Annotated in this window: 18 protein-coding genes; 4 read left to right on the plus strand and 14 right to left on the minus strand. The window is 59.2% G+C overall.

What is annotated here, in order from left to right:
- Window positions 1-172: 172 nt before the first annotated feature.
- The 3 genes from JG746_RS12630 to JG746_RS12640 all read right to left on the minus strand — a co-directional run bounded on the left by JG746_RS12630 (window position 173) and on the right by JG746_RS12640 (window position 1,965).
- The gene (locus tag JG746_RS12630) at window positions 173-592 is read right to left on the minus strand and encodes a DUF983 domain-containing protein (protein WP_202358428.1); all 420 of its coding nucleotides are present in this window, start codon (window positions 590-592) and stop codon (window positions 173-175) included.
- Between the two features lie 29 nt (window positions 593-621).
- On the minus strand, window positions 622-1,209 hold the full coding sequence (locus JG746_RS12635) for a hypothetical protein (protein ID WP_202358429.1): 588 nt from the start codon (window positions 1,207-1,209) through the stop codon (window positions 622-624).
- Between the two features lie 174 nt (window positions 1,210-1,383).
- On the minus strand, window positions 1,384-1,965 hold the full coding sequence (locus JG746_RS12640) for an NADPH-dependent FMN reductase (RefSeq protein ID WP_202358430.1): 582 nt from the start codon (window positions 1,963-1,965) through the stop codon (window positions 1,384-1,386).
- 528 nt (window positions 1,966-2,493) lie between these two features.
- Here JG746_RS12640 and JG746_RS12645 point away from each other — a divergent pair.
- On the plus strand, window positions 2,494-2,988 hold the full coding sequence (locus JG746_RS12645; RefSeq protein ID WP_202358431.1) for a hypothetical protein: 495 nt from the start codon (window positions 2,494-2,496) through the stop codon (window positions 2,986-2,988).
- Window positions 2,989-3,087: 99 nt separating this feature from the next.
- On the opposite strand, the gene JG746_RS12650 is transcribed toward JG746_RS12645, so the two are convergent.
- From JG746_RS12650 to JG746_RS12680, 7 genes are all read right to left on the minus strand, one after another.
- Window positions 3,088-3,480, minus strand: a complete 393-nt coding sequence (locus JG746_RS12650) for a response regulator (protein WP_202358432.1) — start codon at window positions 3,478-3,480, stop codon at window positions 3,088-3,090.
- Window positions 3,481-3,519: 39 nt separating this feature from the next.
- Window positions 3,520-5,010, minus strand: coding sequence for a PAS domain S-box protein (locus tag JG746_RS12655; protein WP_202358433.1), 1,491 nt, complete (start codon window positions 5,008-5,010; stop codon window positions 3,520-3,522).
- A 347-nt stretch (window positions 5,011-5,357) separates the two neighbouring features.
- Entirely contained in the window at window positions 5,358-5,789 is a 432-nt protein-coding gene (locus JG746_RS12660) for a PRC-barrel domain containing protein (RefSeq protein ID WP_202358434.1), read from the minus strand.
- 173 nt (window positions 5,790-5,962) lie between these two features.
- On the minus strand, window positions 5,963-6,271 hold the full coding sequence (locus JG746_RS12665; protein ID WP_202358435.1) for a putative quinol monooxygenase: 309 nt from the start codon (window positions 6,269-6,271) through the stop codon (window positions 5,963-5,965).
- A 124-nt stretch (window positions 6,272-6,395) separates the two neighbouring features.
- On the minus strand, window positions 6,396-6,938 hold the full coding sequence (locus JG746_RS12670) for a DsbA family protein (protein WP_202358436.1): 543 nt from the start codon (window positions 6,936-6,938) through the stop codon (window positions 6,396-6,398).
- Complete coding sequence (locus JG746_RS12675) at window positions 6,904-7,416, minus strand: redoxin domain-containing protein (RefSeq protein WP_202358437.1); 513 nt, start codon at window positions 7,414-7,416, stop codon at window positions 6,904-6,906. The genes JG746_RS12670 and JG746_RS12675 overlap by 35 nt, the downstream gene beginning before the upstream one ends.
- 23 nt (window positions 7,417-7,439) lie before the next feature.
- Window positions 7,440-8,048 (minus strand): HdeD family acid-resistance protein, encoded by a 609-nt coding sequence (locus JG746_RS12680; protein ID WP_202358438.1) that lies wholly within the window; start codon window positions 8,046-8,048, stop codon window positions 7,440-7,442.
- A 328-nt stretch (window positions 8,049-8,376) separates the two neighbouring features.
- Here JG746_RS12680 and JG746_RS12685 point away from each other — a divergent pair, with 328 nt between their 5' ends.
- Window positions 8,377-9,225, plus strand: coding sequence for an aldo/keto reductase (locus JG746_RS12685; protein ID WP_202358439.1), 849 nt, complete (start codon window positions 8,377-8,379; stop codon window positions 9,223-9,225).
- A 414-nt stretch (window positions 9,226-9,639) separates the two neighbouring features.
- Here the strand turns inward: JG746_RS12685 and JG746_RS12690 are convergent, their stop codons facing one another.
- Window positions 9,640-10,293, minus strand: coding sequence for a BON domain-containing protein (locus tag JG746_RS12690; protein WP_202358440.1), 654 nt, complete (start codon window positions 10,291-10,293; stop codon window positions 9,640-9,642).
- Between the two features lie 429 nt (window positions 10,294-10,722).
- Between JG746_RS12690 and JG746_RS12695 the strand changes: the two genes are divergently transcribed.
- Both JG746_RS12695 and JG746_RS12700 read left to right on the plus strand, forming a co-directional pair.
- The gene (locus tag JG746_RS12695) at window positions 10,723-11,634 is read left to right on the plus strand and encodes a DnaJ C-terminal domain-containing protein (RefSeq protein WP_202359335.1); all 912 of its coding nucleotides are present in this window, start codon (window positions 10,723-10,725) and stop codon (window positions 11,632-11,634) included.
- The gene (locus JG746_RS12700; protein ID WP_202358441.1) at window positions 11,635-11,997 is read left to right on the plus strand and encodes a chaperone modulator CbpM; all 363 of its coding nucleotides are present in this window, start codon (window positions 11,635-11,637) and stop codon (window positions 11,995-11,997) included. It abuts the gene before it with no gap.
- Between the two features lie 125 nt (window positions 11,998-12,122).
- Here the strand turns inward: JG746_RS12700 and JG746_RS12705 are convergent, their stop codons facing one another.
- From JG746_RS12705 to JG746_RS12715, 3 genes are all read right to left on the minus strand, one after another.
- Window positions 12,123-12,704: a nucleotide exchange factor GrpE gene (locus tag JG746_RS12705; protein WP_240565186.1), complete on the minus strand. Its 582-nt coding sequence runs from the start codon at window positions 12,702-12,704 to the stop codon at window positions 12,123-12,125.
- Window positions 12,676-14,595 carry a molecular chaperone DnaK gene (gene dnaK / locus JG746_RS12710; RefSeq protein WP_202358442.1) on the minus strand — a complete coding sequence of 640 codons (1,920 nt, stop codon included), beginning with the start codon at window positions 14,593-14,595 and terminating at the stop codon, window positions 12,676-12,678. The genes JG746_RS12705 and dnaK overlap by 29 nt, the downstream gene beginning before the upstream one ends.
- 98 nt (window positions 14,596-14,693) lie before the next feature.
- Window positions 14,694-15,362, minus strand: coding sequence for a hypothetical protein (locus JG746_RS12715; RefSeq protein ID WP_202358443.1), 669 nt, complete (start codon window positions 15,360-15,362; stop codon window positions 14,694-14,696).
- Window positions 15,363-15,638 lie beyond the last annotated feature (276 nt).

Consider the following 15,638-nt stretch of genomic DNA (forward strand, 5'->3'; position numbering starts at 1 on the left):
TTCGACTGGCAATACGATCTGGCAATGGGTCTCAACGAGACGGAAGCGAGTACCCGCAGTGGCATCGCAGACATCCCGGCATGAGCGCAACCAACGACTGATGTAAGCGCCAGAGCGGCAGCACCTATCCGACGCGAGCGTTAGGTATAGAATTGGACCGATGCTGATCTCGTTATTCATGCGGTTCTAGCTTTTGGCGCTCGGCTTCAGCGGCATGCCAATCTCGATCGATCGAACCTTCCGCTGCCTTATGGAAATACTGAGAACAGACGAGCCATCCTTTAAGAGGTCGGAGCAACACTATGCATGCCCCGATGGTCAGAGGCAGGCTTGTGAGAATGTGAATCCAGAAAGGTGGCTCAAACCGCAACTGCAACCAAAGAGCAAACGCAAGGGCTGGGAACGCAACAATCGACATTGAGAAGAATGCAGGCCCGTCAGCGGGATCGGCGAAAGAAAAATCGAGTCCACAGACATCACAACTTGGAGCAAGTTTCAGGTAGCCTGCGAACAAGTGTCCCTGCTGACATCGGGGGCACTGACCCTTGAAACCGGTTAGGATCGGATTCGTGGTTTCGTTATATTCAGTCATGACCGGACCCCATGGCGCAATCAAAATCCTCAGAAGATACTGTCGCGGCGGGCCTTGTGCCGTTCCTCGATTAGGGGGCGGCAGGTCTGCTCGACTGCCTTTACTGCAAGGTCAAGCCGCTTCCTCAGAGCGTCTCCCTCCGTTCCTCCCCAACCGATCGCGGCCTCCCAGTGATCGCGTTCCTGTTCTCGTCCGGCTGACTCATCGCCGTGGGTCCGGACCAAATTGCGGGCTGAATCGACAATTTCGTTGTGAATTGCCTTTATCTCATCGAACGGGCGTGCAGCCTCTTCCCCGAAGTAAGCCATGAAGCGGTAACGGCTCGCGCGGAGCTCGGAGAACACCTGGCTTTCCTTCGTCAAGCGGTCCACGGGGGCGATGATCTCGCTCTTTTCGGGCCCATCATCGTCCTGGCCGATTTCGGGCCGAACAGTTTCACCTTGATCGGCATCCGAGGCGGGAAACCGCGCCCATGTCAAAATATCCCTGGTCCGATAAAACCCAGCCAAAACCTCTTCTGCAAGTTCGGCCTTCCGCCTGCCGACCGTTTCGGCCCGCCATGCATTGAGCCCGCGCATCCCGGCCCAGCCAGCCAGAAGGGCCGCCATGCCGGTCATTAGATTGGCCCAAGCGGAAACCCATTCAGGTGACACGACCGACCTTCCGTGCGTACGCCCCGTTTCCCGCCTGTTGGAGTTTACTGATTGACAGGCGCACTACGGAGACGACGCTTCGATCTCATTTGCGCATTCGTCCACCAGGACGACATCGTCGCCTCGGTGGCAATTCCATCAAGAGTTCAGCCTTGGCCTTGGCAATACCGTGTAGACGCGAGTGATAAATGCCTGGAATTCCGCCATGTAGCTGCGAAGGAAATCGGCCGTCGTCTCGTCAGTAACTTCGCCTTCATCGGTGATGAGGCCAGGCTTGAACTGGATGTAGGCTTCCGGTGCATTCATCTGCGGTGAATTGCAGAAGCTAAGTACGCTGCGCAGGCTTTGCTGGGCCACTGCAGTGCCGATCGCGCCCGGCGACGTCCCGATTACTGCTGACGGTTTGCGCGCGAACGAGTTGGTCCCGTAGGGACGACTTGCCCAGTCGATGGCGTTTTTCAGACCGCCGGGGATCGACCGGTTGTACTCCGGTGTCACGAACAGCACCGCATCGACCACTGCGATGGCATGCTTGAAGGCTTTGGCAGGTGGGGGAAAATTGGCGTCGTAGTCGTAGCTGTAGAGCGGTAGGTCCCTGAAGGAAATTTCCTCCATTTCGAGTTCCGGCGGAGCGAGAGCCACCAGTGCCCGGGCTAGCTTGCGATTGATGGAGGCCGAAGCCAGGCTTCCTATAAAGTAGCCAACCTTATATGCGGTCATGGGACACCTCTTTCCTGGACGTTCATCCGATATGCCGATCTGGCGAAGACCGCGAAAGGCAAAGACACCGCCTGCGAAGTCCAACGGCCGCGGCGTCGCCTGCGTCGCCCCGGAGGCTGCGCGGTGGAAGCAAAAGGCGTCATTGGCGTGCTGCGAACGCGGTTCTCTCGCAACGTTGCTCTCTTCTTGGCTGGTCCCGGCGCCGCTGATGTCAACGCCGAACTCCTTGATGCGGCTTTCATGCTGAGACCGAGCGCGAGGATGCTATCGTGACGATGCTTTTGATGCTCATGCCTTGCTCCTTGGGGGGAAAATCCCAGGACGGGAGTTCTTCTTAGAGGACTCTGTTTACATCGTGCCGCCGGCACCGCGTTGACGGTGGTCAATTTCCGTTCTCAAAGTCCCGGGGCGTGTTGTCGGGACCGCCTTCGGGGCCTTTCCTGTTACAAATCCTTAATTTTGCTTTCGCACCCAGCACCAACTATGTTTCCGTTCAAAACCAAATCGTCCCAGAAGGAAACGCTGCCGATGAGCTCTCTTCCTCGTGTGACCGAATGGACCCGAGAGTTTGTATCAAGGCAATTTGATGATCTCGGGCCGGAGGCATGCCTGGCGGAAATCACCGAGTGCCTGACGCGCGAGAACCCGGAGCTCCTTGACATGGCGCGCAAGTGCGCTGCCGATGTCGACAACGGCCCGAAAGTCATGGTTGGCTTTGGCATGTTCTATCAGCTCATGGTTTCGGCGTCGTCCGACACAAACCAGAAGCAAATCTTGCATCCATTGCCCCGCGTGACGGCGAAAACGCGCGATTCGCTCGTGCGCGAAATCGACGAAGAGGGCTCCGAACGGTTCACAATGCGGACCGTCGAAGACCTGGAGCGCTCCAATCCAGAGCTTATGCAGATGGCGCATGGCTTCGCCTCTCAACATCCGGATTACTTGCGTGTGATGCAGGGCTTTGCCTTGCTTTACAGATCCCTCGTCGTTCAGTCGGGGGCTGACCGGAAGTATCTGCACTGAGAACCAAGATAAGTGTCATCGCCGCGCAGCGTGAATAGCTCCGCCTCTTGAGTCCTCGATCGGGTTCTTCCTGGGAGCCCGGCCAGGTGGGACGGCGTGCTATGGGCGGCGCAGGCTCCTAACAAGAGGTTCATCTGCTATCGGCTTCTGCAAGATCGCCGCTACCTTTCCGCGCGCTAGCGGTGCGTCGGCGTAGCCTGTTAATACTACAGTGTGAATGCCTGTATCGTGCAGCCGATCGATGAGGGCATAGGACTGCTCACCATTTCGTAGATTGATGTCCACCAACGCAGCATCGATGGCGTGCTCGGAAATCAAACGCAGACCCTCGGCAACAGTGGCCGCTGGTCCGATCGTTTCCGCCCCGTAAGCCTGAAGGAGCCTCTTCAAGCTTATGCCGACATCCCACGAATCTTCGACGATGAGGACACACAAGCCACTTAGGCCCAAGGTGCCTGCTTCAGGCAATCCATCAGCATCCAACGAAGTCATGGGCAACACGCGGCTCGCTATTTTTGAGAATGTCCTCGGTTAGCGATTGGTGCCATCGACCGAACACTCAATTCTGCAGCTTACGCCATCTGTTCCGAACGCCAGATCTACCTCGCCTCCGAGCTCGAAGGGGATCAGATTGCGGATGAGATCGGTGCCGTATCCGACCCGCTTTCCAACTACCACAGTTGGGCCATCCAACTCGCGCCATACGAATTCCAAGTTCGCCGCATCACCGTTCGACCCGCGGTTCCATGTGGCCGAGACCCGGCCATTCGGCACCGACAGAGCTCCATACTTCGCGGCATTGGTCGCGAGCTCGTGAAGCACCCTTGCCACGGCCTGAGTTTCGGCCGCGCCCAGGATGATATCCGGTCCACTGATGATAATATTCGTGCCGTTCACGTATGGCGCAAGCTGGTTGCGAACCAACACATCAAGGCCGACCCCCTTCCAACCGCCTTGGCTCAGCAGCGTATGCGCGGCTGCCATACATTGGATGCGCCCATCGAGCGATTGAAGGAAGGTGTCAGCGGTAAGGCTTCCTTGGTGCGATGACTTTGCGACAGCTGCAACTTGAGCGAGGATGTTCTTTACGCGGTGGTCGAGCTCGGCGAGCAAAAGCTGTTGGCGCATCTCGATACGCTTGCGCTCGGAAATGTCGCGGCAAATGCTTGACGCCCCAATGATCCTGCCGTTCGGATCAATTATCGGGGAAATCGTCGACGAAACATCGACCCGGCCCCCGTTCTTGTCTTGCCGAACCGTTTCAAAATTCTCGATGCCGTCGCCGTATGGGAGACGTTTGAGATTTGCCACTTCATCGGTTGGCTGATCTGCCGGAAATAGGATCGCGACCGGCTTGCCGATAACTTCCTCGGCCATGTAGCCGAACATTCGGCCCGCGCCCTTGTTCCAACTGATTATCATGCCATTCAAGTCTTCGCCGAAGATTGCGTCGTGACCGGACTCGACGATGGAGGCGACCCGCTGCACCGCGTTCAGATTGAGCCAAGTCTGATAGGCGGTCGCTGCGAAGGCACTCAAGCTGGTCATCACGCGCAAGTCTTCCGCATCGAAGCGGCGACTGGTGTCATGCGCGACGACCCAGATTGTGCCGACTGCTTCAGCCTTGATGTAGAAGGGAATCAGAAGTCCTTCCTCAAGAACAGGCCTGATGGGTTCCCAATAGGGGAAATCGACTTCGGGATGAGAGCATATCATGGCGACGCCCTGGTCAAGGACCGTGCCGCATGGACCAAAGTTGCGCGGTGTTCCACCGTTTAAGTGAGGAGCCCACTGCCCGGCGATGGCGCGCCAATGAAAATTACTCTTCCCGTCACCTTCTTCCAGGATGCTGAGCCCGGCGGAGTGCGCGCGACATAGGCCTAAAGCGGTATCGGCGAGCTTCCGCAAGATGCCTTCGGGCGAGCTCGCCAATTCATGCGCCAAAGTGATCAGAGCTTGGTTCTCTGCAGCGTAATTGGACGCGCGCGACGGACGCCGCCGCAATTCCTCCGCGGAGATCATGGAACGGACGTTAGGTTTGAGCTGCGGCCAACCGTCGTGGTGCGCTGCTTCGCCGACTGCCTCGCATGCTCGGCTTGCACTTAATCCACCTAACGCCGCGACCTGAGCGATAAGTCACATCTCGCGCGGCTTGCCTATCCTAACTTAGATCATTCAGGATGTCATCATTTACGGATGCTATCATGCGCGGTCGAATGTGGAGAGAATCGATCGAAGCCGGGCTCGGGATACGCGCCGTGCCGAATGTTATGAGACCGCGCCTCAGTCCCCGCATTCCCCGAAAGTGACCTGCCGAACTAACACGCCCTGCTGCGATAGCAGGGCGTGGAGGAGGGTGATTACGGCGGTTATTTTTGTTGGTATTTGAACTCCGGCATCTTCTGGAGTTCTTCCTTGCTTCCTTGGGCGAGCACGATATTCGAGCCATCGGAGCTGATATCCAAGGCGTTGTAGGGGATGGCGACGAGGTAGCCGCCGAGACCGAGGAAGCCGCCGACCTGGAGGACGGCAAACAGCACCTTCTCGCGATCGACGATGAGGTCGTCGATCTTGCCGATCTTCTCGCCTTTCTGGTTTTGGACCTTGGCGCCGACGAGTTCGGAGGCGCGGTAACCTTTCGCCACAGCCTTTACATCGACGTCCAACACAACGACGTTCTGTGAGAACGCCGGCCGTGTCGCTGAGGGTAGGAAGATGGCGCTGGTGAGGAGCGTGCTTGCGCCGACCGCAAGCACAAGGTGAAGGCTGAAATACTTGTCGGAGGCGCTTTTCTTGTTCATGACGGATCTCTCTGAGCTTGGGGAAGCGACGCTGGGGATCGAGGCGACGTGCCCTTCACCTCAGCTTCGCAGGCTCGGTGATCATCAATTGAAGGTGGTTTTTGCGCCTTGACGCCTATCAGTTTCGCGACTTCCTTGCTGGTCAAGGCACCAGGGGAGTCGCCGCAGAATCTTCACTTCGCCGGCTTGTCAGCGATGATAACCAATTTATGAATTTCGGGTGGCTCTGCGAACATGTCGCCTGCCTTGATCTTCTCCATCAATGCGGCCGCAACCTTTCCGTTGAGATGCGCGTCACGTCCGGCTTCGTCGTCGAATGTATCGAATATGGCGAAAGAGGCAGGTCCTCCCTGGATGGCATACCATGAGATGGTGCCTGGTTCGGCGTTGACCAGCGGAACCGCCGATCGCAGGAAGTTCGCAACCTCTTCCTCCTTGCCGGGCTTGGCTACAATCGGAACGTACAGCGCAAACTTTGTCATTGTGGTCTCCTGTTGGAATCTTCGCAGATGATTTGGGTTGCTCGGCCTCGCAAGCTCCGTGATCGTCGATTGCCGTTGGTCTCGGCGCGTTGACGCCCATCAGTTTCGCGCCATATGTTTCCGATCAACGCACCGGGGCAAGAGCATCCATCACAGTCTGGATCGATGCCGAGAGTTCTGGTGCGCTGTAGCCGCCATTGTAGCGCAACCCGTTGACAAAGAAGGTCGGGGTCCCGTTGACGCCGCTGCGGACGCCGCCGATAAAGTCGGCCTGTATTTTGTCGCGGTGGAGCGACCGTGCAATCGAATCTCGAAGCCCCATTTGCGGCAGTTTCAGGGACCCGGCCAAGGTGAACAGGAACCGGACGCTGAGCTGATGCTGGTTTGCAAAAATGGCGTCGTGCATTTCCCAGAACAGACCATGATCGGCGGCATATTCCGCGGCTTCCGCCGCGATCGGAGCGACAGGATGAATTTCCGCCAGGGGAAAGTGCCGGAAGACAATGCGCAGCGCCTGGCCGTACCGGCCCTCCAGGAAATGCATCACCGGATTGGCGGCAGCGCAATGAGGGCATTGATAGTCGCCATATTCCACAAGGGTAACGATGGCATTCTGCGCGCCGCGCGCGTGGTCACGCTGATTGACGGGCGCTCTTAGGGTCGACATTTTTCTTCTCCAGACTTGGCATTTGATCCAGGGCGTCCAAAATGCCGTCAGCCCCGGGATTGACTGCGATCGGCGAGAGATAACTCCAGGCGATGGCGCCCTTTTCGTCGACGATAAAAAGTGCGCGGGCGCTCTCACCGACCTCGTCGCGATAGACTCCATAGGCGCGTGAGATTTCTCCCTTGGGATGGAAATCCGCCAGCAAAGGAAAATGGATGTTTCGGTCTCTTGCGAAGGCTTGGTGGCACCATGCTCCGTCCACGGAGATCCCCACTAACTCGGCACCCCTTTTGCGGAATTCGGAAAGCACGTGGTTGTAAAGCGTCATCTGATCGCCGCAGACTGGGCTCCAGTCGGCCGGATAGAACGCCAGGATCACGCGCCTGCCCGCGAATTCTGACAGCGATAGGGTCTGGTCGGGCGTCACATGAAGATTGAAGTCTGGTGCCTTCGTTGCAGGTGCTAGGATTGATGGCATGGTTCGCTCCTTCGAAGATTGCTCTAAGCGGCATTGGCGGCAGCCAGATTGCTAGGGCGGGAGGTGCGTTGGGAACGCAATTTGTAGGCCAGCATCAGCAGCGTCACGCCCAGAACCAGAGCATGAGCTCCGACCCAGAAGGTGAGGACCAGCGCACCGACAAACGGCGAGATTGTGAGTACTAATCCGAGAAGTATGCTTGCGATGCCGGCGATTGCCAACCAGACGCGGCCATGATCGATCTTGAGCCGGAACACAGAAATCAGCATGAATACACCTGAGACAAGCGCCCAGGCCGCGACAAGAAAGACGAAGGCGAGCACTGTGATGCCCGGCCATAGGATGGCCACGGCGCAGGCTGCGATGCCAAGGATGCCGTTGAGGAGCAGCCAAACCCAATGCTCTCCCTTGCGTGCCCCGCGCACTGCCATGATGATCCCGAAGACGCCGTCGATCAAACTGAAGGCGGCAAAGACCACGACCAGCGATAGCATTGTGACAACAGGCATCGCGAAAGCAGCGATGCCAAAAAGAATCGCGACGACGCCACGTAGCGCGACAGCCCACCAATTGTTGGCGAGTATGTCGTTCATCGCCTCAGTCCTCGCATTGTCGTACGATGAGATGGTCATTGTGCTCTCCATTCGGACTTGAGATTGCTGGCCTTCGCTGGTGATGCGACTGTCGACCTTTGTGACCTCGGGTGCGCTTAGGCAGGGGAGCCTCCCGGTGATTGGCCCTGCCGCATACGCCGGCCAAGCGCTCTATCGCCGACTCCACTTCCCATTTCTCGCACTGCCGAAGACCAGTTCCTGCGTCAGGTTCCGCAGCCTTCGGAGCATTTCGCGGTGAACGCTAGAAGACCTTCGCTACCCCGGCGTTGATGACCATCAGTTTTGCGGACATGGCTGTCCGATAGGATCGCAACGATCCGCTAGCGCAGCAGGGGAAAAAGGTTTCATGCCCACGACCATCCTCCGGACAACGCGATTACAAACCGGCGAAGAGGTTCCGGTTCTCGGCCAGGGGACCTGGGGCATGGGAGAGAAGCCGAACCGTCGCGCCGACGAAGTCTCAGCGCTCAGGCTCGGCCTCGACCTCGGCATGTCGCTTATCGACACCGCCGAGATGTACGGCGATGGCGGCGCGGAGGAGATTGTCGGTGAGGTCGTCGCCGGACGGCGCGACGAAGTTTTTATCGTCAGCAAAGTTTTGCCAACCCATGCCTCGCGCCTCGGCGTGGCGACCGCGTGCGCCAACAGCCTGAAACGGTTGCGCACCGACCGGATCGACCTTTACCTCCTGCATTGGCGTCTCGGGACGCCACTTGCAGAGACGGTCGCGGGTTTCGAGTTGCTCAAAGCTGCGGGAAAAATCCGGCATTGGGGCGTCAGCAATTTTGATATTGCAGATATGGTCGAACTCGCTGGCGTTGCTGACGGAAAGAGCGCGCAGACGAACCAAGTGCTCTACAACCTGATGAGGCGCGGCATCGAGTACGATCTTCTGCCTTGGTGTCGTCAGCGCGGAATTCCGATCATGGCCTATTCGCCAGTGGAACAGGGCGTCCTGGCGGACGACGGGCGTCTCGCCAAGGTCGCCGAGCGGTACGGCGTGAGCCGGTCGCAGATCGCGCTTGCCTGGGTACTGCGCCAAGAGGGCGTCATTGCCGTTGCGAAAGCGAGCAAGCTGGATCATGTCCGGGAAAATCGCGCCGCGCATGATATCCGAATCATGCCCGAGGACTTGCATAACCTTGATCGCGCCTTCCCGCCGCCAACCGGGAAGCGCCCGCTCGAGATACTGTAGAGCATATGTGGGTTTAGCTTGGCCGCAAACCACGTGAGGATCAAGGTTTGGGCGAGCAGGACATCGTTCATTCTTATCGCGCCTGTCAGCGACGAGCACGGCTTGGCGTGTCGGAATCAAGCGTCAGGCCAGGGCTTGCCGAGGCGTTGGTCGGCGAATCAGCTTTCCGGGAAGCGCACCTTGCGGGCATTCCTTTGGTTGCATGTGTGCCCGGCCGGCCGAGACGCACCGAAACCCACGAGGGCGGATCACTCGCTGGGAAGGACTCCATGCCGGCCAACGCCACCAAGTCAACATCCCTGGCTTCTGGCTGACCTCGATCCTGCCTCGTCTTCCGGTCCAAGCTGCGTTCTCCTTCGTCGAGAGCCGGCCGGACCGTAGTACAGTCCGGCCGCCCGCGACGGCTTCTCCGGGTCACGGAGAAATGGTGATCCGGTTTTCAACCTTGGTAACGCCGGGCGCCCGCCATGCGGCGCGCTCGGCTTCCTGTCGTTCCGCCCAGGAACGCACCGTGCCGGTCAGGACCACCTCGCCGCCGCTCGCGGAAACGGTAACGCGACCCGCGTCGACTTGCGCCATCCGCTCCAGTGCATCCTCGATCTTGGCCTTGATCTCGGAAGGAGTGACGCGCGGTTTCAGGACCACCAGGTTCGAGATACCCGTGACGCCCTTGATCTTTCGTACGGCCGCCTCGGCTCGAGTGCGCTGGTATTCCCACTCGGCATTGCCTTCGAGTGTGAGCCAGCCGTTCTTCACAACGACCTTGATATTCTCGTGGGAATAGGGAAGCTCGTCCTTGATAGCCTCGACCGCGGCGCGGGCTATCTCCGGATCGGTCCGCCCGTTGCCGGAAGGCAGCCGAACCTCGATGTCATTGGCAACGCCGAGCACGCCCTTGACGCGCTTGGTTGCCTTTTCGGCTTGGTATTTCTGGCTGTAGCTGCGGACAAATCCACTCAGCGTGACAACGCCACTTTTTACTGCGACGCCGATATCGGAGGCGTCGAGGTCGGGATCCCATTTGAGTTCACTTTCCACATCATGCTTGATGTCGCTATCCAGTCTCATGTCGCAATCCTCCGTTCTGAGCTCATGGGCTGTCTGCGTGAAGCAAATCCGCTTGGCGCAGTTCGGCTAGAATATTTCAGGTGCAGGTGAGTGCGTTGACGGCTGTCAGTTTCATTGGTTTGTGGCATTGGGCGTCCAGGAAGAAAAAGCTCGCCGCTGTAGGAAGCGGCGGGCAGTGGCCGTTAAGGAGGGGATAGAGGGATCAACCCGCCCGGACAGGAATTCGCTTCATGTCAGCCTGCGTTGGCAGATCTTCGATGCCGACACAGCAATGTTCTATTGATGACGTATCCACATGCTGTGAGCGCATTGATGACCGTCAGTTTGAGGTCGACGGAATTCGGCTAATTCCTGTTGGCGTTCCGATGCAATCGGATGGCCTTCACCTCCGGGGCGCTCGCAAAAAAGGGGGGGCCGGCGGAAATCCCAATGAGTGGCGGCGATCCCTACGAACTCCTTGGCGTCAAACGCGATGCCTCGCAGAAGGAAATCCAGGCGGCCTATCGTCGTCGGGCAAAGAAGTCCCACCCTGATCTCAATCCCGGTAACAAGCAGGCGGAACAGGATTTCAAGGACCTATCCGCGGCCTACGAAATTCTGCGCGATGAGGAAAAACGCGACCGTTTCGATCGCGGCGAGATAGACGCGACGGGTGCGGAAAAGCCCCAGCGCCGCTATTATCGGGACTTTGCTGATGCCGGAACAGGCCAGGGAGCTTACGAAAACGGCGCGGGCTTCGCGGATCTCGGCGCCGACGATATCTTCTCGCAATTCTTCTCCCGGCGCGGGCGACAAGGTTCCCGCGCGCGTGGCGCCGACATCCAGTATTCGATGGAGATCGACTTCCTCGACGCGGTCAACGGCGGCACGCGCCAGGTGACGCTACCTGACGGCAAGACGCTGGACATCCGCATTCCACCTGGAGTGCGCGACGGACAGAGGCTCAGGATGCGAGGGAAGGGCAGCGCCGGCGAAGGCGGCGCGGAGACCGGCGACGCTCTTATCGAGATCCATGTGCGCGCTCATCCCTTCTACCGGCGCGAGGGTGACGACATCCGGTTCGACCTGCCTATCTCGCTTTCCGAGGCGGTGCTTGGCGGCAAGCTCAGGGTACCGACCCCCGCCGGTCCGGTGGTCGCGAAAGTGCCCGAGAATTCGTCGAGCGGGAGGACGCTGCGCCTGAAGGGAAAGGGGGTGGCCCGGCGAAACGGCGGCCGCGGTGACGTCTATGCCACCCTAAAGATCGTCCTTCCGGAAAAGCCGGACCTTGACCTGAAGGCATTTGTTGCCGGCTGGACGGTCGGCAAGTCATACAATCCACGGCAAGCGATGGGGGTATAAATGCTCGGCTATCGAAAGTTTGCCCGACATGCTCATATCGAAACAAAAAGGCTGCGGTTTTTCATCGACCGGGGCTGGATATCGCCGCAGGTGATCGACGGCCATCCGGTGTTCCGCGACGTCGACATGGCGCGCGCCAACCTGGTAGCCGATCTCACCAACGAACTGGGCATCAATGATGAAGGCGTCGACGTTGTGCTGGAGTTGCTCGACCAACTCTACGGCCTGCGCCTTGCCTTCGGCACCTTGATCGACGCGTTGGAGGTTCAGCCGCAGCGGATAAAGCGCCATGTCGTGAATGACGCGCAGAAGCTGAAGGCATTGACTTACCGGAGATCGCGCGGTGGTGGCGCTGCCCTATGATGATGAAGGGCGGGTGAAGACCCTTCTTGCCTGCAAGAAATCTCCGCTTAGGCGACTTCTCTTCCTGTCTTGATCGTTGGAGATCAGAAGAGCCAATTCATCGTGCGGCCAGACCACGTATTGTGCTATCCGGGAACTGCGACGCCGACCATCGCCGGCCGTAGAAGTCGCCCGTGGAGCATGTAACCCGGCTGCAGCACCTCGATGACAGTGCCTTCCGCGGCTGTTGCGTCGGGGCGCTGGAAAATCGCGTGATGGTGATGCGGGTCGAACGCCGAGCCGGACGGGTCGATCTTTTGCACGCCATGCCGGGCAAGCGTTTCCAGGAGATTGCGCTCGGTCGCTTCCACGCCGGCCAAAAGCGGCTTCACCACTGTGTGGTCCGAAGCTTCCACCGGGACGCTCTCGATTGCACGGCGCAAATTGTCGAGCGTGTCGAGCAGATCTTCGGCCAGCCGCGCGCTGGCAAATCTCACGGCTTCGTCACGCTCGCGCTGCATCTGCCGCCGGATATTCTGTTGCTCGGCTAGTGCACGCAGCAGCTTTTCCGTAGTGTCCGCGAGTTCCGCTTCCACGCGCCTCCGGGGCTGATCGCTCGTCGTGGCTTCAACGGCCGGGGCACCCGCATCGGGTTTGGCTCCCGTGGGCTCGGTCCCGGCCGCGTTCCGATCTCCCGCATCACCCATGGCGCTGTCCGTCCTGGTCATCGATCTCCTCGAACTCCGCGTCGACGACATCGTCGCCGGACGAAGCATGTGACGGTTCTTGCGCCGCTGACGAGGCCGCGCCGGCGGTCGCTTCATGCACCTTGGCGCCAAAGTTCACTGAAGCGATCTGCAGCGCCTTCGTCTTTGCTTCGATCTCGTCCAACGATTCCCCGGCCATTGCCGACTTGAGATCCCCGATAGCCTTTTCGACGGGAGTCTTGTCTACGGTCGCAGCCTTGTCCTTCGCCTCGTCGATCGCCCTCTGGCTGGTGCCAATCTGCGCATCCGCCTGGTTGCGTGCTTCAACCAAGGCGCGTCTTTTCTTGTCGGCCTCCGCATTTGCCTCGGCTTCCTTCACCATTCGATCGATATCCGACTGCGACAGTCCGCCGGACGCCTGGATCTTGATCTGTTGCTCCTTGCCGGTCGCCATATCCTTGGCGGTGACGTTGACGATGCCGTTCGCATCGATATCAAAGGTTACCTCGATCTGCGGTACGCCGCGTGGCGCCGATGGGATGCCGACGAGGTCAAATTGGCCGAGCAGCTTGTTGTCGGCAGCCATTTCGCGCTCGCCCTGGAAAACGCGGATGGTGACGGCGCTCTGGTTGTCCTCGGCCGTCGAGAACGTCTGGCTCTTTTTAGCGGGAATGGTCGTGTTGCGCTCGATCAACCGGGTGAACACGCCGCCGAGCGTCTCAATGCCGAGCGACAACGGCGTCACGTCAAGCAGCAGCACATCCTTGACGTCGCCCTGCAGCACGCCGGCCTGGATGGCAGCGCCGATCGCGACCACTTCGTCCGGGTTGACGCTCTTGTTCGGCTCCTTGCCGAAGATTTCGGCGACGGTCTCCTGCACCTTGGGCATGCGCGTCATGCCGCCAACGACAATCGCCTCGTCGATGTTATCCGGCTTGACCTTGGCGTCCTTCATTGCGTCCTTGCAGGGTTTCTCCGTCCGACGGATCAGATCGTCGACCAGATCCTCCAGCTTGGCGCGCCTCAACTTGATCTCAAGATGCTTCGGTCCGTTCTGGTCGGCCGTGATGAAGGGCAGGCTGACGGTCGTTTCGAGTGATGAGGAAAGCTCGATCTTGGCTTTTTCGGCGGCCTCACGAAGGCGCTGAACTGCAAGCCGGTCGTTGCGAAGATCGATGCCCTGCTCCTTCTTGAATTCCTCGGCCAGCCAGTCGACGATCCGCTTGTCGAAATCCTCTCCACCAAGAAACGTGTCACCGTTGGTCGCCTTGACCTCGAAGACGCCATCGCCGATATCGAGGAGCGAGATGTCGAAGGTGCCGCCGCCGAGATCGTAGACCGCGATCGTTCCAGCCTTTTTCTTTTCGAGACCGTAGGCGAGGGCAGCGGCTGTAGGCTCGTTTATGATGCGCAGCACGTCGAGCCCCGCAATCTTCCCGGCGTCCTTTGTCGCCTGCCGCTGGCTGTCGTTGAAATAGGCCGGCACGGTGATAACTGCCTGGCTGACCGTCTCGCCGAGATAGGCTTCTGCCGTCTCCTTCATCTTCACCAGCACATAGGAGCTGATCTGGCCCGGACTGTACTTCTTGCCAGCAACCTCAACCCAGGCGTCGCCATTGTCGCCCTTGACGATCTTGTAGGGGACGAGCTTCTTGTCCTTCTCCACGACCGGATCGTCGTAGCGGCGGCCGATCAGACGCTTGATGGCGAAGAGCGTATTTTCGGGATTGGTCACGGCCTGGCGCTTGGCAGGCTGACCGACCAGGATTTCCCCGCTCTTGGTGAACGCCACGACGGAGGGGGTTGTGCGCCCGCCTTCAGCGTTCTCGATGACCTTGGCCTGCGTGCCTTCCATTACCGCGACGCAGGAGTTGGTCGTTCCAAGATCGATACCGATCACTTTGCCTGCCATCTCAGCCTCCGTCTAGATTTGTCGTCCGGCACCAGCGTGACTGCCGCGCCTTCATCCAGATTCTTGCCAGTCGTGTCGGATGTCGGCCTTGACGATCGTCAGTTTCGGATGCGGTTTTGCTCGGTGTGCGCCAACGGTTCGCCGCCGAGCCACGGGTCGGGTTTGAATTTCGAGAGCGGCAGGTCGTCCAGCCGCTTGTCGATTTCAATTTCGTGCACGCGGATTCCCTCGCCACCGAACTTTGCCAGTATGTCCTGTGCTTCGGTCTCTCTTTCGGGGTTGCGCACGCGCACCCACAGGACGATGCCGCCTGACATAAGCTGCAGTTCCAAGTCTTCGGCCTGCTTCCTTCCAAGCAGGTGTATGGCCGTCGCGCCGAATCCCGCGCCGACGGTCCCGGCTGCGACTGCTGCAGCGGCGACGAGCGCCAGGCTGCCCCCCGAGGCGATCACGCTCATAGCGGCGCTTGCAGCGCCCAGATAGAACAGAATGCCGGCGACGCCGGCGGTCGCGGTCGTGATATCGTCGCGGGCGATATAGGCGCGCCGCGGCGTTCCTGGAACGTCGGCGATTTCGTCAGACGGCACATAAACTGAGCCCAGTCGCTTCCGAACGGTTTCGATATCGCCCATGACGTCGATATCACCGCGGTCGAACCCGGCTTGGAGCAATGCCTCGATTGCGTTTTCCAGTGTTTCCTGGCTCTGGAAGACCGCTGCCACCTCCCGGACCTTGTGTTGTGCGATGACATTGTCGTTTGGATCCATGGCGGCGTCTCCCAATCAATCGGCGGACTGCCGAGTAAAACTAGCGAACGAGATTCCGGCAGCAGCGCGCGGCGCGCTTTGACGGTCGTCATTTTGCTTATGGAAAATTGTCCCAAATCTATCGAGGGACTCCTGGGACTTCGGCGATAAGCGGAAAACCTTCGGATGGACGGTCGCCGGTCCACCGGGGTTGCTCTGTTCGCGGCTACGCGGAGCGGCCGATGCAAAGATTGGCAAATAGCGAGATGGGAAAGGCTTCGGCGCAGATCGCAGCGC

The organism is Mesorhizobium sp. 113-3-3 (assembly GCF_016756495.1).
Taxonomy (GTDB): domain Bacteria; phylum Pseudomonadota; class Alphaproteobacteria; order Rhizobiales; family Rhizobiaceae; genus Mesorhizobium.